The following is an 18,303-nucleotide window of genomic DNA, read 5'->3' as shown; positions in this document are numbered from 1 at the left end:
CGATGGTCGAGGTCATCCTGGCAGACTATCGCAACGCCGCGCACGCAGCCGCGCTGGTCGACCTGCTCGACGCCTACGCACGCGATCCCGCGGGCGGCGGTACGCCGCTCGAAGCGGGCGTGCTGGCCGGGCTGCCCGCGGCGCTGGCCGCGCGGCCGCAAGCCTTCAGCGTGCTCGCGTACGACGGGCCAACGCCTGTGGGCCTGGTCAACTGCATCGAAGGCTTCTCGACCTTTGCCTGCAAGCCGCTGGTCAATGTGCACGACGTGGTCGTGCTGCCCAGCCATCGCGGCCGGCGCATCACGCAGCGCATGCTTGCGCGGGTGGAGCAGGAGGCCCGCGCGCGTGGCGCCTGCAAGCTCACGCTCGAAGTGCTGTCGGGCAATGCACCGGCGCTGCGCAGCTACGAGCGCGAGGGGTTCGCCGGCTATCAGCTCGATCCGGCGTTCGGGCACGCCGTGTTTCTGCAGAAGAAGCTCTGAAAGAGAAAAGGGCCGGGGCGCGCTTGGTGCCGTCGGCCCTCACCCCAACCCTCTCCCCGAGGGGAGAGGGAGGAAGACAGATCAGAAGCGCGTGACGGGCATGTCGGCATCGCCCTTGTTCGGCGCGTACTTGCCGAGTTCCCACTTGGCGATCGCATTGCGGTGCACCTCGTCCGGGCCGTCCGCAAAGCGCAGCGTGCGGGCACCGGCATAGGCATAGGCCAGCGGGAAGTCGTCGCACATGCCGCCGCCGCCATGCGCCTGCATGGCCCAGTCGATCACCTGGCAGGCCATGCTCGGCGCCACCACCTTGATCATCGCGATTTCGTTCTTCGCGACCTTGTTGCCGGCCACGTCCATCAGCCATGCGGCCTTGAGCGTGAGCAGGCGCGCCATGTCGATCTTGCAGCGCGCTTCGGCGATGCGCTCCTGCGTGACGGTCTGCGAGGCGACGGTCTTGCCGAAGGCCACGCGCGAGGAGGCGCGCTTGCACATCAGCTCGAGGGCGCGCTCGGCCAGGCCGATCAGGCGCATGCAGTGGTGGATGCGTCCGGGGCCGAGGCGGCCCTGGGCGATCTCGAAGCCGCGGCCTTCGCCGAGCAGCATGTTGTCGGCCGGCACGCGCACGTTCTCGAAGTACATCTCGACGTGGCCGTGCGGCGCGTCGTCGTAGCCCATCACATTGAGCGGCCGCACGATGCGGATGCCCTTGGCGTCGGCCGGCACGATGATCATGCTCTGCTGCGAGTGCCTGGGCGCATCGGGGTCGCTCTTGCCCATGGTGATGAAGACGGCGCAGCGCGGATCGGCTGCGCCCGAGATCCACCACTTGCGGCCGTTGATCACGTACTCGTCGCCCTGGCGTTCGATGCGGGTCGAGATGTTGGTGGCATCGCTGGAGGCGACGTCGGGCTCGGTCATGGCGAAGGCCGAGCGGATCTGGCCTTCGAGCAGCGGCTTGAGCCAGCGCGCCTTGATGGCTTCGGAGCCGTAGCGGGCAATGGTCTCCATGTTGCCGGTGTCCGGCGCCGAGCAGTTGAAGGCTTCCGAGGCCCATGGCACGCGGCCCATGATCTCGGCCAGCGGCGCGTATTCCTGGTTGGTGAGGCCCGCGCCTTCGTAGCCCGAGGCGGCCGCGCTGTCGACCGGCAGGAACAGGTTCCACAGGCCCTGGGCCTTGGCCTTTTCCTTGAGCTTCTCGACGGTCTTGAGCGCGGTCCAGCGCTTGCCTGCGGCCGTGTTGGCGGCCAGCTCGGCGGAATACTCGGCTTCGGCCGGATAGATGTGCGCATCCATGAATGCGCTCACGCGCTTCTGGAGTTCCTTGGTTTTTGCCGAGTATTCGAAGTCCATCGTCTGTCTCCTGGTGGGGTGTGGGGGCGGTTATGCCTTTTGGGCAAACTGCCAGGCCATTTCGGCCATGGGGCGCGCGCCGCGGGCCGAGGCCACGGCCTGCTCGCTCGATGCGGTGCCTGCCTCGACCCGCTTGGCAATGCCTTGCAGGATCGCGGCCATGCGAAACAGGTTGTAGGCCTGGTAGAAATTCCAATCGGGCGCCAGCGCCTCGGGCGTGGTGATGCCCGTGCGCTCGCAGTACCGGCGGATGTATTCGCTCTCGGTGGGAATGCCCAGCGCCGCGACATCCACGCCGCCGATGCCGCGGCCCGTGGTGGGGGGCATGTGCCAGGACATGCAGTGGTAACTGAAGTCCGCCAGCGGATGGCCCAGCGTGGAGAGCTCCCAGTCGAGCACCGCGATGATCCGCGGCTCCGTGGCATGGAACATCACGTTGTCCAGGCGGTAGTCGCCATGGACGATCGAAACCTTGGCCTCGTCGCGCGCGCTCGCCGGCATATGGGCGGGAAGCCAGTCGATCAGGCGCTCCATGGCCTCGATCGGCTGCGACAGTTCGCCGGCGCCATCGGCCGAGGCCTTGTACTGCTTGCTCCAGCGGCCGATCTGGCGCTCGAAGTAGTTGCCGGGCTTGCCGTAGTCCGCGAGGCCGCGCTCGGCGAACTTCACGGTGTGCAGCGCCGCGATGACGCGGTTCATCTCGTCGTAGATGGCCGCGCGCCCGGCGTTGTCCATGCCGGGCAGGGCCTGGTCCCACAGCACGCGGCCCTGCATGAACTCCATCACATAGAAAGCACGGCCGATCACGGCCTCGTCTTCGCACAGGCAGTGCATGCGCGGCACGGGCACGTCAGTGCCGGCCAGGCCGCTCATGACCTTGAATTCGCGCTCCACGGCATGGGCCGAGGGCAGCAGCTTGGCAACGGGGCCGGGCTTGGCGCGCATCACGTAGCTCTGCGTGGGCGTGACGAGCTTGTAGGTCGGGTTCGATTGCCCGCCCTTGAACATCTCGACCGTCAGCGGGCCCTTGAAGCCGTCGAGGTTCTTCGCCAGCCACGCGGCAAGCGCTTCGACGTCGAAGGCATGCTGCTGCGAGACCGCACGGGTGCCGATGAAGTTGGAGAAGTCCTGGCTCATGTCAATGATCTGCTTCCGAGACGCGCATCAATGCTGCGCGGTCCAATACGACCAGGCCGCCCGGCTCGATGCGGATGGTGCCCTCGCGTTCCATGGTCTTGAGTTCCTGGTTGACGCGCTGGCGCGAGGCGCCGAGCAGCTGGGCGAGTTCTTCCTGCGCCAGCTGCAGGCCGATGCGCATCTGGCTGCCGTCTTCCAGGTTGGGCACGCCGTAGCTGCGCACCAGGTGGATGAGTTGCTTGGCCAGTCGTGCACGCAGGGGCAGGGTGTTGAGGTCTTCCACCAGCCCGAACAGCGTTCGGATGCGGCGCGCCTGCAGCCGCATCAGCGCTTCGTACAGCTCCACGTGCGCAGCCAGGATCTTCTGGAAGTCGGCCCGCGCCACGCACAGGATGGTGGTGTCCCCGTGCGCATAGGCATCGTGCGTGCGCCGGTCCCCGTCGAACATTGCCACGTCGCCGAACCAGATGCCCGGCTCCACGTAGGTCAGCGTCACCTGCTTGCCCGAGACGGCCGTCGAGCTGACGCGCACCGCGCCCTTGGCGCAGGCGATCCAGTGGTCGGGAGGATCGCCGCGGGCAGCGATCAGGTCGCCGTCCTTGAAGCGTTTGACAAAGGCGCATCGGAGAATGTCGTGCCGTAGCGATGGAGAAAGAGAAGAAAACCAGCGACCACTGTTGATCGCTTCACGTTCTTCGATGGTAAGAATGGGGTCGTCCATTGGTCTGTCCTGTCGGCGACTGAAAAACTGGAGGGTGTCGCAGGAGCGACGGCGTGCCGCTACTCGTAGTGCGGTGGTTTCTTCTCGATGAACGCGGCAATGCCGATGCCCGCATTCGGGTGGTGCAGGTTGCGCACGAAGTGGTCGCGCTCCTGCGAGAGCTGCGATGCAAACGTGGCGCCGGGCGCTTCGCTGAGCAGTTCCTTGATGCTGGCCAGCGAGTTGGGCGCACGCTCATTGAGCCGGGCCGCCAGCGCCAGGGCGCTTGCAAGCGCCTGGCCGTGCTCGCTCAGTTCATTGACCAGTCCGAGCGCATGCAGCCGCGGCGCGCCGATGCGCTCGCCGCACATCAGCCACTCGCTGGCCAGTTGGCGCGGCAATGCACGCGCGAGCTGCCAGCTCAGGCCGCCGTCGGGCGAGAGCGCCACGTTGCTGTACGACGCCGCAAAGACCGCGTCGCGCGCGGCCACCACGAAATCGCAGGCCAGTGCCAGCGAGAAGCCGGCACCTGCGGCCGCGCCTTCGACCGCAGCGATGATGGGCTTGGGAAAGGCGCGGATCGAGTCGATCCAGTTGTGCAGGCCCTCGATGCTTTCGGCCTGCACCGACGGGTCGCGCTGGCGGTTGTCGGACAGCCGCTGCAGCGAGCCGCCGGCGCAGAACCATGCGCCTTCGCCCACGATGACGACGCTGCGGATTTCGTCGCTGCTCTCGGCGCCGTTGAGCGCCTCGATGCCGGCGGCGTAGATCTCGGGGCCCAGGGCATTGCGCTGGGTCGGGTTGGCGATCGTCAGCACCATGGTGCGTCCCTCGCTGGTGCTCTTCAGTTCGGCGGTCATCGCTGTGATGCTTTCGTTTTTTGGTGTTGGTCTGCTTATTCTTCTTCGTGCAGCAGGCTCAGGCCGATCGCGCCGCGGCGGCGCAGCCACGGGCTCGGGCGATAGCGCGGATCGCCGTAGACGGTCTGCAGGTTGAACAGCACTTCGAGCATGTTGGTCGGCCCGTACAGGTTGCCCATGGCGAGCGGGCCGCGCGGATAGCCCAGGCCCAGCTGCACCGCGGTTTCGAGGTCGGCCGGCGAGCAGACGCGCTGCTGGCACATGTCGGCGGCAATGTTCACGATGGTGCCGATCACGCGCTGCGTCACGAAGCCGCCGCTGTCGCGGATCACGCTCACGGCCTTTGCATCGCGCGCGAAGAGCGCATGCGCCGCATCGCGGATGTCGCGCCGCGTGGCGGGGTTGGTGGCGAGCACGCGGCGCTTGGTGGCGGCATCGTCGATCAGCATGTCGATGCCCATGGTGCGCGTGGCGTCCAGCCGCTCGACCGCGGCCACCGTGGTCACGTCGAAGCCCAGCGGGGCCACCAGGATCAGCGACGTGGGCGCCGCCGTGGCGCCGCTGTCGATCTGCGCGCCCAGCGCGTTCACCAGCCGCAGCAACTCGGCCCGGCGCGCGGCGCGCGGCGAAACCCAGACCGAGGGCATCGCCGCCACCACCGGCACCGCCGGCTCGGCGGGCTGCTGCATCACGCCGTCGTTGTAGCGGTAGAAGCCTTCATTGGTCTTGCGCCCGAGCACGCCGGCCGCAAGCCGCTGGGCGGTGATCACGCTGGGCCGGAAGCGCGGCTCCTCGTAGTACTGGTGGTAGATCGATTCCATCACCGGATGCGACACGTCGAGCGCGGTCAGGTCCATCAGCTCGAAGGGGCCCAGGCGAAAACCGGCCTGGTCCTTCAGGATGCGGTCGATGGTGGCGAAATCGGCCACGCCTTCGCCGACGATGCGCAGTGCTTCCGTGCCATAGCCGCGGCCCGCGTGGTTGACGATGAAGCCCGGCGTGTCCTGCGCCTGCACGGCGCTGTGACCCATCTGCACCGCATAGCCTGCGAGCTGCTTGCAGACCTCGGCCGAAGTCTTGAAGCCGGCCACCACTTCGACCACCTTCATCAGCGGCACCGGGTTGAAGAAGTGAAAGCCCGCCACGCGCTCCGGATTCGCGAGCCCGGCCGCAATGGCCGTGACCGACAGCGACGAGGTGTTGGTGGCCAACGTGGCCGTGGGCGCGACGACCGTTTCGAGCTCGCGGAACAGCTTGCGCTTGACTTCGAGGTCTTCGACCACTGCCTCGATCACCAGGTCGCATTGAGCCAATGCCCCGACCGAGTCGACCGCCTTCACGCGGGCGATCTGCGCATCGCGCGCCGCGGCGTCGATCTTGCCCTTCTCGTGCAGCTTGTTCCATTGGGCCGCGAGGGCTTCGCGTCCGCGTTCGGCGGCACCTGCAAAACTGTCGAGCAGCAGCACTTCGCTGCCCGCCTGGGCCGCGATCTGTGCGATGCCTCGGCCCATGGCGCCGGCGCCGACGACGCCGATCCGGGTGTAGTTGACTGTCATTGGAAAAAAGATCTTCGCTGGTTGGTGGGTGTCCGGGTCCGCCTGCAGGCACCGGGCCCGGAGTTTGCGCAGCCTTCGATTTTGCAGCCATCGGCTGCAGGGCCATGCCGGGTTTTACGCGAGGCCGCCGCGCGGTCAGGCCGGCCGGCGGCTGCGGTCGATGGCCACGCTCAGGCCGATGGCCGCGAGCAGCAGGGCGAAACCGGCCCAGTTCATCCACGCCACCGCGTCGTTGGCAAGCAGCCATCCACCCAGCCCGGCACCCACCGCCTGGCCGACATAGATGCCGGAACTGTTCAGCGCCACCGAGCCCGGCGCGAGCGCGGGGGCCAGGCCGACCAGCCGTGCCTGCTGCGCCGAATTGGTCGCAAAGCAGCCCAGGCCCCAGGGCACGAGCACCGCCGCCAGCCACGGCAGCGTGCCGGCCCATGGCCACAGGAACAGGCTCAGCGCGATCAGCGAACTCGTCAGGAGCACCATCCGGCCCGCGCCCACACGGTCGATGAACCGGCTCACGAGCATGTTGCCCGCGAGGCCGAACACGCCGAACAGCGCCCACATCAGGCTCAGCGTGGTGGGATCCGCGCCGAAGTCCCGCTTCAGGATCGGCCCGAAGTAGCTGAACAGCACGAACTGGCCGGCCCCCTGCAGCGCAGTGACCGAGACGATGCCCATCAGCACCGGGCTGCGCAGCACGCGCGACCAGGCAGCCGCCGTCAGCGCCGCGGGACGAATCCCCTGCGGCAGGGTCAGCCAGATCGATACCGCGCTGGCGATGCTCAGCAGTGCGATTGCACCGAACGCCATGCGCCAGCCGAGATGGCCGCCCACCAGCGCACCGATGGGCAGTCCGAGCACCGAGGCCAGCGACCAGCCCAGAAAGACGAAGGTCACGGCGCGGCCGCGATGCTCAGGCGGCACCAACATGCCGGCGCAGGCCGCGGCCTGGGGCGTGAAGATGGCGGGCGCGACCACCGTGAGCATGCGCACCGGCAGCAAGGCGCCGAAGCTCGGCATCAGCGCCGCAATGGCGTGCCCGGCCGCGTACCAGAGCAACGTAAGGGCGAGCAGCTGGCGGCGGTCCCAGCCTGCGACCGCTGCCGCCAGCAGCGGCGCGCCCAGGCACATCACGATCGCGGCGACCGTGATCAGCTGGCCCGCTGTCGCGACGGAGACAGAAAGCGAAGTGCTGATTTCATTGAGCGTGCCCGGCACCACCATCACGCCCGTGCCGATCACGAAATTGCCGGCCAGCAAGGCCCACAGTGCGCCGCGGGGCGCGGGCCGGCGGCTCATGGATTCACCGGCGAACCTGCAGCGCGCCGGGATTCACGATGTTGGTGGGATTGCCCTTGATGAAGCTCACGACATTGTCGAAAGCCTGGCCGAAATAGCTTTCGTAGCTGTCCTGCTCGACATAGCCGATGTGCGGCGTGCAGATGCAGTTCTCCAGCCGCAGCAGCGCATGGCCCTGCAGCGGCGGCTCGCTCTCGAACACGTCGACCGCCGCCAGTCCGGGCCGGCCGCGGTTGAGCGCAGCGAGCAGCGCATCGGCCTCGACCAGTTCGGCGCGGGAGGTGTTGACGAAGAGCGCCGTCGGCTTCATGCGCGAAAGATCCTCGAGCTTGACCAGGCCGGTGGTTTCCTCGTTGAGCCGCAGATGCACCGACAGCACGTCGGCCGCGGCGAAGAACTCGTGGCGGTTCTGCGCCACCTGGAAGCCGTCGGAGCGGGCCTTGGCGCAGCTTGCCTCGCGCCCCCAGATCACCACCTGCATGCCGAAGGCCTGCCCGTAGCGCGCCACCAGCTGGCCGATGCGGCCGTAGCCCCAGATGCAGAGCGTCTTGCCCTTGAGCACCGAGCCCAGCCCGAAATTCGGCGGCATGGAGGCCGACTTGAGCCCCGATTGCTGCCAGGCCCCGTGCTTCAGGTTGCTGATGTACTGCGGCAGGCGGCGCATGGCCGCCATGATCAGCGCCCAGGTCAGCTCGGCAGGCGCCTGGGGCGAGCCGGTGCCCTCGGCCACCGCCACGCCGCGCTCCGTGCACGCAGTGACGTCGATGTGGCCGCCGACGCGCCCGGTCTGCGAAATGAGCTTGAGCTTGGGAAGCTTTTCGATCAGCTGGCGAGAAATGTGGGTGCGCTCGCGGATCAGCACGATCACGTCGGCATCCTTCAGCCGAACCGAGAGCTGCCCGATGCCCTTGACCGTGTTGGTGTAGACCTTGGCTGCGTACGCGTCCAGCTTGGCGGCGCAGCGCAGCTTGCGCACGGCGTCCTGGTAATCGTCGAGGATCACAATGTTCATGGCGTGCCATTGTGCCTCGCAGCATTGGCATGACGCGCGTGTGAACGTTTGGATACCCACCCCGGGTAACGGTCACCGGGGGTTGCACGGGTTCAGTGCAGCTGGGTGGAGCGGGGCGCGGTGCTGATCGTTTCCATCGCCTCGAGTGCCGCCAGGCGGTCGAGCTCGGCGCAGACATCGGCCATGCGGCCCGAAATCACCATTCGGTTGGTGCTGCGTTTGTCGCCTTGGTGGCCGTCGACCACGCGAATGACGCGCAGCGGCCGCACCGGTGCCGGCGCTGTGCTGGTAGCTGCCGCCTGGGCGCGGGCCGTGCAGGCCGGCCGGACCGCGACGTAGCGCAACCCGGCGGAGGTGCTGCCGGTGTCTCGGCGAGCCGGACGGCGTGCCGGCAGCAGCCGGCTTGCAAGCGATTGCAGCGGCATCCACAAATCAGCGATGGCGAGGAGGGCGATTCCCATGTGAACTCCAAAAAAGTCTGAGGTTGAACACAGGCAGGATTTCTTTGAATGGACGCAACAGGGTGATGGCGACAAAGCGCCATACGCCCGCCACCTGTTGCGGCCGGATGGGGTGCAGGCTGCGCGGCCTACATCAGCATGGTGTTGCGGATCAGGCCCACCGCCAGCCCTTCGATCTCGAAGGGCTCGCCGGGCTGGACCACGATGGTTGGGTAGTCGGGGTTTTCGGCGTGCAGCTCGATGACCTGCTTGTTGCGCTTGAGGCGCTTGACCGTGACTTCGTCGCCCAGCCGGGCCACCACGATCTGGCCGTTGCGCGCCTCCTTGGTGGCCTGGACCGCGAGCAGGTCGCCGTCCATGATGCCGGCGTCGCGCATCGACATGCCGCGCACCTTGAGCAGGTAGTCGGGCTGGCGCTGGAACAGCGTGTTCTCGACGTAGTAGGTCTGGTCGACATGTTCCTGCGCGAGGATGGGCGAGCCCGCCGCCACGCGGCCGATGAGGGGCAGCGCGAGTTGCGACATGCCGGGCAGCGAGAGGGAGAACTGGCCGCCTTCACGGTGGCGCGACTCGTTGAGCGAACGCAGCGCGTCGCCCTTGAGCCGGATGCCGCGCGAAGTGCCGCTGACAAGTTCGATCACGCCCTTGCGGGCCAGGGCCTGCAGGTGCTCCTCGGCGGCATTGGCCGACTTGAACCCGAGCTCATTGGCGATTTCGGCCCGCGTGGGCGGCGCGCCGGTACGGGCGATGGCGCTCTGGATCAAGTCCAGGATCTGCTGCTGGCGGGCGGTAAGCTTCACGGCGAACTGCATATGTGGTTCCTTGCGGCACTGGCTGAATATCCAGTACCTGTATTTTTAACCAGTTTTTAAAAGTTGGCAACCCATGGTTAATTCCCTTTCGCCCAGCCTGCGGCGCGTCGTGGTCCTGGGCACTGGCGGCACCATCGCAGGCCGGGCCGCGAGCGGCGCCGACAACATCGGCTACACCGCTGGAGAGGTGGGTGTGGCGGACCTGCTCGGCGGCATCGACGCGCCCGCAGGCGTGGCGCTTGTCGCGGAGCAGGTGGCGCAGCTCGACAGCAAGGACATGGCTTTCGACGTCTGGCTGCAGCTCGCCGGGCGCTGCGCCTCCTGGCTGGCCGAGGCCGACGTGGCGGGCGTGGTGATCACGCACGGCACCGACACCATCGAGGAAACGGCGTTCTTCCTCCAGGCGGTGCTTGCGCCCGGCAAGCCCGTGGTGCTGACCTGCGCCATGCGCCCGGCCAGTTCGCTCTCGCCCGATGGTCCGCAGAACCTGCGCGATGCGATCGCCGTCGCGGCCACGCCGGCGGCGCATGGCGTGACGGTGGTCTGCGCGGGTGCCATCCACGGCGCGCTGGATGTGCAGAAGGTGCACACCTATCGCCCCGACGCGTTTTCATCGGGCGATGCAGGGCCGGTCGGCTACGTGGAAGAGGGCGCGGTGCGGCGCCTGCGCGACTGGCCGCAGGCGGTGGGCGGGGCCTCGAAGATTCCTGAAGCGAAGGCAGGGGCGGCGGTGCGCTGGCCGCGCGTGGAGATCGTCACCAGCCATGCAGGCGCAAGCGGCGCGCTCGTCGATCTGCTGCTGCAGGAGCGCGCATCGGGCGTTGCCGAACCGGTTCGCGGGCTGGTCGTGGCCGCGACCGGCAATGGCACGGTGCACCATGCGCTCGAGGCAGCGGCACTGCGGGCTCAGGATGCCGGCGTGGCGGTGCTGCGTGCCACCCGCTGCGCGAATGGACGCATCCTGCCGAAGCCCGGCGATCTGCTGCGGGACGCCGGTGCGCTGACGCCCGTCAAGGCGCGCATCGCACTGATGCTGGAACTGATGGAAACGGCGGCCGCCTGAGCGGCGGCCGCGGGCAGCCGACGAGATTCAGCTGCTGAGGGCCGCGAGTGCGCGCTGCTTGATCTCTTCGACGCTGCCGACGCCCTGGATGGCGCGGTACTTCGGCGCCGAGGCCGGATCGGCCTTGGCCCAGGCCGAGTAGTAGTCGACCAGCGGGCGCGTCTGCTGGCTGTAGACCTCGAGCCGCTTGCGCACGGTTTCTTCCTCGTCGTCCTTGCGCTGGATCAGGTCTTCGCCCGTGATGTCGTCCTTGCCTTCGACCTTGGGCGGATTGAACTTGACGTGGTAGGTGCGGCCCGACGCAGGATGCGAGCGGCGGCCGCTCATGCGTTCGATGATGTCGCTGAACGGCACGTCGATCTCGAGCACGTAGTCGAGCTTGACGCCGGCCGCCTTCATGGCGTCGGCCTGCGGAATGGTGCGCGGGAAGCCGTCGAACAGGAAGCCGCCGGCGCAATCGGGTTGCGCGATGCGTTCCTTCACGAGGTTGATGATCAGGTCGTCGCTCACGAGGCCGCCCGACTCCATGACGGCCTTGGCCTGCTGCCCGAGCGGGGTGCCCGCCTTGACGGCAGCGCGCAGCATGTCACCGGTCGAAATTTGAGGAATGCCGTATTTCTGGCAGATGAAGGCCGCTTGCGTGCCTTTGCCCGCCCCGGGCGCGCCCAGCAAAATTAGTCTCATGGTGTCCTCGGAGGGTTCTTCGATCTTGTGTCGCGCCAAGCGTCAGCCCGGGAGCGGGGCAAGGCGGAGTTGCGTCGAGGATAGCATGCGACAGCGTGATGATTTTCCGCTGCCGCCCTCGCAGCAGCGCACTTTTTCAGCGCGCCGGATCGGCGGCGAAGACCGCGCGCACGCGCTCGAGGTCCGCAGGGGTATCGACGCCGGGCCCAGGTGCGACATGGCTGACGTGCACCGCGATGCGATGCCCGTGCCACAGCGCGCGCAGCTGTTCGAGCGCTTCGGTGGCCTCGACGGGTGCGGGTGCCAGCGAAGGAAAGCTGCGCACGAAGCCGGCGCGGTAGCCGTAGATGCCAATGTGCCGCAGCGGCGCCGGTGCGGGCAGCACGGAAGGCGGCGCACCGTTGGCGGAACCGTCGCGCCACCACGGAATGGGCGCGCGGCTGAAATACAGCGCGTTGCCCTGTGCATCGAGCACCGCCTTCACCACGTTTGGATTCAGGAAGTCGTCGAGCGAGTCGATCTCGTGGGCCGCCGTGCTCATGGCGGCTTCCGGATGCGTGGCCAGCGCGGATGCCACGGCGTCGATGAGCGCGGGATCGATCAGCGGCTCGTCGCCCTGGACGTTGACGACGATGTCATTGCCGTCCAGACCCAGTTGCTCGCAGGCTTCGGCCAGGCGGTCGGAGCCGCTCGGGTGGTCCTGGCGGGTCAGGATGGCTTCCACGCCATGCGTCCTGCATGCCGCGACGATGGATGCATCGTCGCCGGCCACCACCACGCGCGCGGCTGCGGATTGGCTGGCACGCCGGGCCACGCGCACCACCATGGGCAGGCCGGCAATGTCGGCCAGCGGCTTGTTGGGCAGCCGCGTCGAAGCCAGCCGGGCCGGCACCAGGACGGTGAAGCTCACAGCCCCAGCTCTTCGTCGGACAACGTGCGGGCTTCGTTCTCGAGCAGAACGGGAATGCCGTCGCGCACCGGGTAGGCCAGGCGTGCGCTGCGCGAGCAGAGCTCCTGCTTCTCGGGGTTCCAGGTCAACGGGCCCTTGGTGACGGGGCAGACGAGCAGTTCAAGCAGCTTGGTATCCATCGAGCGATGATAGCTTTGCGTCGAGCGCGGCGAAGAATTCTGGCGAGGGTGCGAAGTCCAGCGGCACCGCAAGCGCATCGGGCGCCCTGGGCCACAGCTTGACGGCATCTTTTTCGGTGCAGACGAGGCGCTGCCCGGTGCCGGCAGGACGCTGCCAGCCTTCGAAATCGTAGTGGTCCGGCAGGGCGATCGTCTCGGCAAGCGTCAGCCCGCGCGCCCGCAGCATGCCGAAGAACGCTTCGGGCCGCGCAATGGCCGCCAGCGCGATCAGCGGTTCGCCGGCGAGTGCCTCGAGCGGCGTGCGTTTGCCGTCGCTTGCCACGGCGTCATGCGCGAGCGCACGGGTGGCGGTGTAGCCGCCCTCGAACGCGGGATGTTCTCCGCTGTGGAGCACCAGGTCGCACGGGCGCGGCCAGCGTTCGCGCAGCGGCCCCGCGGGCAGCCGCCAGCCGTTGCCCACGCCGCGGTCGTCGAACACGCAGATCTCGATGTCGCGCGCCAGCGCCAGGTGCTGCAGCCCGTCGTCGCTCACGATGACCTGCGTGGCCGGGTGCCGGGCGAGCAGGGCGCGCGCGGCCTCGATGCGGCGCCGTGCCACGAACACCGGCGCGCCGGTGGCACGGCGGATCAGCAGCGGTTCATCGCCGACATCGTGGGCGTTGCTCTCGGCGAGTACTTCGCGGCAGTCGCCGGTGCGGCGGCCATGGCCGCGCGACACCACGCCAACCTGAAGCCCGCGAGCCTGCAGGTGCCGCACGACTGCCATCACGACCGGAGTCTTGCCCGCGCCGCCGGCAATCACGTTGCCGACCACGATCACCGGCACCTGGACGCGTTCGGTCGTGCGCCATCCCATCCGGTAGAGCCAGCGCCGCAGCCCGAAAAGCACCGCGTAGAGCAGCGACAGGGGCCACAGCAGGCAGGCCAGCACGCCGCGATGCAGCCAGGCACGCTGCAGCCGCGAGGCCGGCACAGCGATCGGGCCGGTGGTGCCGGTGGTGCTGCGGCCCTGCGACGGCACTCAGTGCCCTGCTTGCGCCGTCGACTGGGCTGCGAAAGTGATCTGCACCAGACCCACGCGGCGCGCGGCTTCCATCACCGTGATCACGGCCTGGTGCGGGCTGCTGGCGTCGGCGCTGATGATGACCACGCTGTCCTTGCCGCCGATTGCGGCCGCACCCAGTGCAGCGGCCACGGTGTCCACGTTGCGGTCGGCCACGGGTTTCTTGTTGATCGAGTAGCGGCCGTCGGCGGAGACCGCCACGATCACTTCCTTGGGATAGTCGCGCTGCGAATCGACGTCCGCCGTCGGCAGCCGAAGCTGCATCTCGGTGAACTTGCTGTAGGTGGTCGACAGCATCAGGAAGATCAGGATGACCAGCAGCACGTCGATGAACGGGATCAGGTTGATCTCCGGCTCGTCGCGCGCGCCGTGGCGAAACTGCATGCGGCCGCGGCTCATGGCAAGCCTCCGCGGGCCAGCGCGGCACACGCAGTGGCAAACGACGCAAAACCCATCATTTGCGCAACGCGTTCAGGTGGCGGGCAAAGCGCTCGCCCGACAGTTCGAGGTTGAGCAGGTATTCGTCGACCCGGCTGCGGAAATAGCGCCAGAAGATCAGGGTCGGAATGGCCACGATCAGGCCGAAGGCCGTGTTGTAGAGCGCGATCGAGATGCCGTGCGCCAGCTGCGCGGGGTTCCCGGAGCCCACCGCGCCGCTGCCGGGCGACTGCGAGCCGAAGATCTCGATCATGCCGATGACCGTGCCCAGCAGGCCGAGCAGGGGCGCCGCCGATGCAATGGTGGCCAGCGCCGGCAGGTAGCGCTCCAGCTTGTGCGCCACGGTGCGGCCCGAGGCCTCCATGGCGGCGCGCAGGTCGTCCTCGGTGCAGCGCGGATTGGCATTGAGCGCCCGCAGGCCGGCGGCCAGCACCTGTCCGAGCATCGAATTGCGCTCGAGCTTGGTCACCACGTCGGGCCCCGGCACGGCGCCATGCGACACGGTAATGGCTTCGTCGAGCAGCTTGGGCGGCAGGACCTTCACGGTCTTGAGGCTTGTGAAACGTTCGATAACCAAGGCGAGCGCGACGATCGAACAGGCGAGCAATGGCCAGATCGGCCAGCCCGCGGCAACTATGATGGAAAACAAGGAATCCTCCGGCCCCGTAGACTGCAAATGCGCGGCGATTATCCACCGAGGCCACCATCGCCACGCGGCTTGTTTGCATGTCAGCGAAGACGCACAGATTCTGTGGATAACTTTGTGATTAACCCGCTGCGCAACTTGTCCGGACCCGCATGGGACGGGCCTCCCGCTAGATCGATTGAATTTTGAGCAGTTCTTTTTCCAATGAAATCAACAGCTTGCACGACAAACCGTGCACCTGTTCCGTATCGAGGCCGCGGCATCGAGGCCAGGCAACCCACTGTGGAAGAGTGGGCGCCGGCCGCGCGGGCGTCCTGTGAACCTGCGTGACGCGAATCCAACGCCGGGCCCGCGGATCTGGGCTGTGGGCGCGCTGTGCCGGGCGGTGGCCGATGCGCTCGATGCGCGCTTCAATCCGGTCGCGGTGCGCGGCGAGATTTCCGGCTTCTCGCGTGCTTCGAGCGGACATTGTTACTTCGCGCTCAAGGATTCGTCCGGCCAATTGCGCTGCGCGATGTTCCGGCGCGCGGCGGGCCTGCTCGATTTTTCGCCGCGCGACGGCGACCAGGTCGAGGTGCGCGGCCGGTTGGCGGTGTATGAACCGCGCGGCGACCTGCAACTGGTGGTCGAAAGCCTGCAGCGCGCCGGCCAGGGCGCGTTGTTCGAGCAATTCCTGCAGCGCAAGGCGCGGCTAGAAGCCGAAGGACTGTTCGATCCGGAACGCAAGCGGGCGCTGCCCGTGATGCCGCGCGCGGTCGGCCTCGTCACCTCGCTCGGCGCCGCGGCGCTGCACGACGTGGTCACGGCGCTGCGGCGCCGGGTGCCGCACATTCCCGTGGTCCTGGCACCGGCGGCGGTGCAGGGCGCCAATGCACCGGCGGAACTCGTGCGCGCGCTGCAATCGCTGTACGCGCTGGAGCCGGCCGTCGACGTGATCCTGCTGGTGCGCGGGGGCGGCTCCATCGAGGATCTCTGGGCGTTCAATGATGAAGCCCTGGCGCGCACCATCGTCCAAAGCCCGGTTCCGCTGATTTGCGGCGTCGGCCACGAAACCGACTTCACCATCGCCGACTTCTGCGCCGACCTGCGCGCGCCCACGCCCACGGCCGCGGCGGAACTCGTCAGCGCGCCCCAGGCGATGTGGCTCGGTGCGATCGATCTGTTGAATGACCGGCTCGACAGTGCGCTGGGTGCGCGCCTCGACGCTCTGGGACAGCGCCTCGACCAGGCCGCAGCGCGCCTGGGCCGGCCCTCCGGACTGGTGGCGCGCCAGCAGCTGCGGCTCGCTCACCATTCGCAGCGGCTGCGCTATGCGCTGCTGTCCAGGGCCGAGCGCCTTGCCCAGGTGCCGCGCGCGATCTCCGCCGATTTCCCGCTCAAGCTCGAGCGCGCGATGGCGCAGCGGCGCGAGCGGCTGGAACGCGTCGCCCTGCGCCTGCGGCTGCTCGATCCCGCGCTGGTGCTGCAGCGCGGCTATGCCTGGCTCACCGATCCCGACGGCCGCGCGATCGTCAGCGCGAAGAAGCTGAGCCCGGGCGACGCCGTGGTCGCACGGCTCGCCGACGGTTCGGTCGACCTGGCCGTGACGCCCGGCAAAACGGGAACGCGTCCGACGCCCGGTGCGTAATTCCTTTCTAGAATCCTTTATTCCCCACAACCAACCCACGAGAAAAAACCATGGAACATGTGCTCCCACCCCTGCCATACGCCCTCGACGCGCTGGCACCCGAGTACTCGAAGGAAACGCTCGAGTACCACTACGGCAAGCACCACAACGCCTACGTGGTGAACCTCAACAACCTGCAAAAGGGTACCGAGTTCGAATCGATGCCCCTGGAGGACATCGTCAAGAAGTCCAGCGGCGGCATCTACAACAACGCCGCCCAGATCTGGAATCACACCTTCTTCTGGAGCTGCATGAAGCCCCAGGGCGGCGGCGCTCCGGGCGGCGCGCTGGCCAAGGCCATCGATGCCAAGTGGGGCAGCTACGACGCCTTCAAGGAAGCGTTCGTGAAGTCGGCCGTGGGCAACTTCGGCTCGGGCTGGACCTGGCTGGTGAAGAAGGCCGACGGCTCGCTGGACATCGTGAACATGGGTGCCGCGGGCACGCCGCTGACCACCGGCGACACGCCGGTGCTGACGGTGGACGTCTGGGAGCACGCCTACTACATCGACTACCGCAACCTGCGCCCGAAGTTCGTCGAGACCTTCTTGGCCAAGCTGGTGAACTGGGACTTCGCGGCCAAGAACTTCGGCTGAGCCGGGTTCTCCCAATGAAAAAGCCGACCCTCGGGTCGGCTTTTTCGTGGGCTGGTGAAAGGCGGGCGCTCAGCGCTTCGAAGCGGCGAACAGTTCGCCGCCGAGCTTGGCGCCCTTCTTGATGTTCTTCTTGGCGAACCAGCCCTGGTTCATCTCGAGCACGAAGCGCACGGGCTCCTCGGAGCAGTGGGAGTTCTCGGTCATGGGCTGCATGTCGACCAGGTTGACGATGCGGCCGTCATCCGCCACGAAGGCGGCCGTCAGCGGCAGCAGCGTGTTGCGCATCCAGAAGCACTGGGTGGCCGGCTGGTCGAAAACGAAGATCATGCCTTCGGCCTGCGGCATCTCCTTGCGGAACATCAGGCCGATCTCCCGCTGCCGGGGTGTCTGCGCGACTTGCGCATCGATCGTATACAGGCCGACGGACAGCTTGGTGCGTTGCAGGTCGGTCTGGGGTTGCTGCTGTGCCTGCGCGGGGCCCGCCAGGGCGGCGGCGAGCAGGAGCAGGGCGGCAAAACGCTGGAACATCGGGGCTTCTTTCAGGACGGGGCCCAAGGATTCGAGGACGCCGGGCCAATAAAAATGCCCGCTGATGCGGGCATTGCCGGGAGCTTGGAAGCTTACACCTTCTTGGCTGCAGCCGTGTGCGCCTTGGCCAGGTGATGGCGAGCCTTGTGCTTCTTGACGGAGTGCTTCACGGGTTGCTTCGCCTTGTGAACGGCGGCAGGTGCAGCCGGCGCTGGTGCGGGCGGGGTTTGCGCGAATGCGCCGGCTGCGAAGAGACCGGCGACGAGGGCTGCGAGCAGCTTGTTCATGAGACATCCTTTGAAATTCGTTGATATGGATCACCTTCCATCGGAAGGTCAAGCTTCAACGCGGCAGCCGTTCGCCCCGGTTGACAGCAGTCTCGTTGCTGCAGGCGAAAAAAAAGCGCTCCGGAGAGCGCTTCTTGTACGGCCTGGGCCGACTTACTCGGGCGTGCCGCCCTGGGTCGACTTGCGCTTCACGCTGCCGTCCTTGTTGCGGCGGCGGTCGTCGCGGGTCTTGGCGCGCTTTTCGCCGGCAACGCCAGCCTTGTCGGCGCCGAACGTGCCGCCCTCGGGCGTCTTGGCGATGTCGCCAGCGGGAGCGGCCACTTGGCCTGCGGGCTTGGCTTCCTTCTTGGCTTCGGCGCGGGCTTGCGGCTTGCTGCTGGTGGCGTTCCCTTGCTCGGGCGTGGTGCCGGTGGGGTTCTGGGCGTAGGCGCCAGCGGCGAACAGGCCAGCGATCATGACTGCGAGAATTTTGCTCATTGATGATTCCTCTATCGAGAATTGGTTGGAAACGCCTCCCGGCGAGCAGAAGGTCAGCCACTAACGAGACCATTGTCTCTTAGGTTGACAAACGCCAGCT

The 18,303-nt window shown here is 67.5% G+C and carries 22 protein-coding genes; 4 read left to right on the top strand and 18 right to left on the bottom strand.

All coding sequences use genetic code 11. The features are described from left to right. Positions 1-2 precede the first annotated feature (2 nt). The gene (locus RZE77_RS15100) at positions 3-482 is read left to right on the top strand and encodes a GNAT family N-acetyltransferase (protein WP_319442363.1); all 480 of its coding nucleotides are present in this window, start codon (positions 3-5) and stop codon (positions 480-482) included. Between the two features lie 81 nt (positions 483-563). Here the strand turns inward: RZE77_RS15100 and RZE77_RS15095 are convergent, their stop codons facing one another. The 9 genes from RZE77_RS15095 to lexA all read right to left on the bottom strand — a co-directional run bounded on the left by RZE77_RS15095 (position 564) and on the right by lexA (position 9,669). Further along, positions 564-1,835 (bottom strand): acyl-CoA dehydrogenase family protein, encoded by a 1,272-nt coding sequence (locus RZE77_RS15095; RefSeq protein WP_145746600.1) that lies wholly within the window; start codon positions 1,833-1,835, stop codon positions 564-566. A 30-nt stretch (positions 1,836-1,865) separates the two neighbouring features. Beyond that, on the bottom strand, positions 1,866-2,972 hold the full coding sequence (locus tag RZE77_RS15090) for a phosphotransferase (protein WP_319438170.1): 1,107 nt from the start codon (positions 2,970-2,972) through the stop codon (positions 1,866-1,868). A 1-nt stretch (position 2,973) separates the two neighbouring features. Beyond that, the gene (locus RZE77_RS15085; RefSeq protein ID WP_012747738.1) at positions 2,974-3,693 is read right to left on the bottom strand and encodes a Crp/Fnr family transcriptional regulator; all 720 of its coding nucleotides are present in this window, start codon (positions 3,691-3,693) and stop codon (positions 2,974-2,976) included. Positions 3,694-3,752: 59 nt separating this feature from the next. Then, positions 3,753-4,532 (bottom strand): oxepin-CoA hydrolase, alternative type, encoded by a 780-nt coding sequence (locus RZE77_RS15080; protein ID WP_319438169.1) that lies wholly within the window; start codon positions 4,530-4,532, stop codon positions 3,753-3,755. 35 nt (positions 4,533-4,567) lie between these two features. Beyond that, positions 4,568-6,088, bottom strand: coding sequence for a 3-hydroxyacyl-CoA dehydrogenase (locus RZE77_RS15075; RefSeq protein ID WP_319438168.1), 1,521 nt, complete (start codon positions 6,086-6,088; stop codon positions 4,568-4,570). Positions 6,089-6,223: 135 nt separating this feature from the next. Then, positions 6,224-7,384, bottom strand: coding sequence for an MFS transporter (locus RZE77_RS15070; protein WP_319438167.1), 1,161 nt, complete (start codon positions 7,382-7,384; stop codon positions 6,224-6,226). A gap of 4 nt (positions 7,385-7,388) precedes the next feature. Beyond that, positions 7,389-8,396: a D-2-hydroxyacid dehydrogenase family protein gene (locus RZE77_RS15065; RefSeq protein ID WP_012747742.1), complete on the bottom strand. Its 1,008-nt coding sequence runs from the start codon at positions 8,394-8,396 to the stop codon at positions 7,389-7,391. A 92-nt stretch (positions 8,397-8,488) separates the two neighbouring features. Further along, positions 8,489-8,857: a hypothetical protein gene (locus tag RZE77_RS15060; RefSeq protein WP_319438166.1), complete on the bottom strand. Its 369-nt coding sequence runs from the start codon at positions 8,855-8,857 to the stop codon at positions 8,489-8,491. 128 nt (positions 8,858-8,985) lie between these two features. Further along, a complete protein-coding gene (gene lexA, locus RZE77_RS15055) occupies positions 8,986-9,669 on the bottom strand; it encodes a transcriptional repressor LexA (protein WP_012747744.1) in 684 nt (227 codons plus the stop codon). A gap of 73 nt (positions 9,670-9,742) precedes the next feature. Between lexA and RZE77_RS15050 the strand changes: the two genes are divergently transcribed. Further along, complete coding sequence (locus tag RZE77_RS15050) at positions 9,743-10,732, top strand: asparaginase (protein ID WP_319438165.1); 990 nt, start codon at positions 9,743-9,745, stop codon at positions 10,730-10,732. A 27-nt stretch (positions 10,733-10,759) separates the two neighbouring features. Here RZE77_RS15050 and adk read toward each other — a convergent pair whose 3' ends face one another. The 6 genes from adk to RZE77_RS15020 all read right to left on the bottom strand — a co-directional run bounded on the left by adk (position 10,760) and on the right by RZE77_RS15020 (position 14,655). Next, positions 10,760-11,416, bottom strand: coding sequence for an adenylate kinase (gene adk / locus RZE77_RS15045; RefSeq protein ID WP_012747746.1), 657 nt, complete (start codon positions 11,414-11,416; stop codon positions 10,760-10,762). Between the two features lie 136 nt (positions 11,417-11,552). Then, entirely contained in the window at positions 11,553-12,326 is a 774-nt protein-coding gene (gene kdsB / locus RZE77_RS15040; RefSeq protein ID WP_319438164.1) for a 3-deoxy-manno-octulosonate cytidylyltransferase, read from the bottom strand. Further along, the gene (locus RZE77_RS15035; protein WP_007836935.1) at positions 12,323-12,505 is read right to left on the bottom strand and encodes a Trm112 family protein; all 183 of its coding nucleotides are present in this window, start codon (positions 12,503-12,505) and stop codon (positions 12,323-12,325) included. The genes kdsB and RZE77_RS15035 overlap by 4 nt, the downstream gene beginning before the upstream one ends. Then, positions 12,486-13,526, bottom strand: coding sequence for a tetraacyldisaccharide 4'-kinase (gene lpxK, locus RZE77_RS15030; protein ID WP_319438163.1), 1,041 nt, complete (start codon positions 13,524-13,526; stop codon positions 12,486-12,488). Before lpxK ends, RZE77_RS15035 begins: the two co-directional genes overlap by 20 nt. Next, a complete protein-coding gene (locus RZE77_RS15025; protein ID WP_405547614.1) occupies positions 13,527-13,952 on the bottom strand; it encodes an ExbD/TolR family protein in 426 nt (141 codons plus the stop codon). A gap of 70 nt (positions 13,953-14,022) precedes the next feature. Continuing rightward, positions 14,023-14,655 carry a MotA/TolQ/ExbB proton channel family protein gene (locus RZE77_RS15020; RefSeq protein ID WP_319438161.1) on the bottom strand — a complete coding sequence of 211 codons (633 nt, stop codon included), beginning with the start codon at positions 14,653-14,655 and terminating at the stop codon, positions 14,023-14,025. A 313-nt stretch (positions 14,656-14,968) separates the two neighbouring features. Between RZE77_RS15020 and xseA the strand changes: the two genes are divergently transcribed. Next, positions 14,969-16,279, top strand: a complete 1,311-nt coding sequence (gene xseA / locus RZE77_RS15015; protein WP_319438160.1) for an exodeoxyribonuclease VII large subunit — start codon at positions 14,969-14,971, stop codon at positions 16,277-16,279. A 50-nt stretch (positions 16,280-16,329) separates the two neighbouring features. After that, positions 16,330-16,911, top strand: a complete 582-nt coding sequence (locus RZE77_RS15010) for a superoxide dismutase (RefSeq protein WP_319438159.1) — start codon at positions 16,330-16,332, stop codon at positions 16,909-16,911. A 69-nt stretch (positions 16,912-16,980) separates the two neighbouring features. On the opposite strand, the gene RZE77_RS15005 is transcribed toward RZE77_RS15010, so the two are convergent. The 3 genes from RZE77_RS15005 to RZE77_RS14995 form a co-directional block, all read right to left on the bottom strand. Then, positions 16,981-17,439, bottom strand: a complete 459-nt coding sequence (locus RZE77_RS15005) for a DUF192 domain-containing protein (protein ID WP_319426200.1) — start codon at positions 17,437-17,439, stop codon at positions 16,981-16,983. A 92-nt stretch (positions 17,440-17,531) separates the two neighbouring features. Further along, entirely contained in the window at positions 17,532-17,726 is a 195-nt protein-coding gene (locus tag RZE77_RS15000) for a hypothetical protein (RefSeq protein ID WP_319438158.1), read from the bottom strand. Between the two features lie 153 nt (positions 17,727-17,879). Then, on the bottom strand, positions 17,880-18,203 hold the full coding sequence (locus RZE77_RS14995; protein ID WP_319438157.1) for a cell envelope biogenesis protein TolA: 324 nt from the start codon (positions 18,201-18,203) through the stop codon (positions 17,880-17,882). Positions 18,204-18,303: the final 100 nt, after the last annotated feature.

Source organism: Variovorax sp. SPNA7 (genome assembly GCF_033807855.1).
Lineage (GTDB): Bacteria > Pseudomonadota > Gammaproteobacteria > Burkholderiales > Burkholderiaceae_C > Variovorax > Variovorax beijingensis.
This window is presented reverse-complemented; position numbering and strand designations above follow the sequence as displayed.

Coding starts and splice junctions, on each gene's coding strand:
- RZE77_RS15100 (WP_319442363.1), top strand. CDS start 3: ATGGTCGAGGTCATCCTGGCAGACTATCGCAACGCCGCGCACGCAGCC.
- RZE77_RS15095 (WP_145746600.1), bottom strand. CDS start 1,835: ATGGACTTCGAATACTCGGCAAAAACCAAGGAACTCCAGAAGCGCGTG.
- RZE77_RS15090 (WP_319438170.1), bottom strand. CDS start 2,972: ATGAGCCAGGACTTCTCCAACTTCATCGGCACCCGTGCGGTCTCGCAG.
- RZE77_RS15085 (WP_012747738.1), bottom strand. CDS start 3,693: ATGGACGACCCCATTCTTACCATCGAAGAACGTGAAGCGATCAACAGT.
- RZE77_RS15080 (WP_319438169.1), bottom strand. CDS start 4,532: ATGACCGCCGAACTGAAGAGCACCAGCGAGGGACGCACCATGGTGCTG.
- RZE77_RS15075 (WP_319438168.1), bottom strand. CDS start 6,088: ATGACAGTCAACTACACCCGGATCGGCGTCGTCGGCGCCGGCGCCATG.
- RZE77_RS15070 (WP_319438167.1), bottom strand. CDS start 7,384: ATGAGCCGCCGGCCCGCGCCCCGCGGCGCACTGTGGGCCTTGCTGGCC.
- RZE77_RS15065 (WP_012747742.1), bottom strand. CDS start 8,396: ATGAACATTGTGATCCTCGACGATTACCAGGACGCCGTGCGCAAGCTG.
- RZE77_RS15060 (WP_319438166.1), bottom strand. CDS start 8,857: ATGGGAATCGCCCTCCTCGCCATCGCTGATTTGTGGATGCCGCTGCAA.
- lexA (WP_012747744.1), bottom strand. CDS start 9,669: ATGCAGTTCGCCGTGAAGCTTACCGCCCGCCAGCAGCAGATCCTGGAC.
- RZE77_RS15050 (WP_319438165.1), top strand. CDS start 9,743: ATGGTTAATTCCCTTTCGCCCAGCCTGCGGCGCGTCGTGGTCCTGGGC.
- adk (WP_012747746.1), bottom strand. CDS start 11,416: ATGAGACTAATTTTGCTGGGCGCGCCCGGGGCGGGCAAAGGCACGCAA.
- RZE77_RS15035 (WP_007836935.1), bottom strand. CDS start 12,505: ATGGATACCAAGCTGCTTGAACTGCTCGTCTGCCCCGTCACCAAGGGC.
- RZE77_RS15025 (WP_405547614.1), bottom strand. CDS start 13,952: ATGCAGTTTCGCCACGGCGCGCGCGACGAGCCGGAGATCAACCTGATC.
- RZE77_RS15010 (WP_319438159.1), top strand. CDS start 16,330: ATGGAACATGTGCTCCCACCCCTGCCATACGCCCTCGACGCGCTGGCA.
- RZE77_RS15005 (WP_319426200.1), bottom strand. CDS start 17,439: ATGTTCCAGCGTTTTGCCGCCCTGCTCCTGCTCGCCGCCGCCCTGGCG.
- RZE77_RS15000 (WP_319438158.1), bottom strand. CDS start 17,726: ATGAACAAGCTGCTCGCAGCCCTCGTCGCCGGTCTCTTCGCAGCCGGC.
- RZE77_RS14995 (WP_319438157.1), bottom strand. CDS start 18,203: ATGAGCAAAATTCTCGCAGTCATGATCGCTGGCCTGTTCGCCGCTGGC.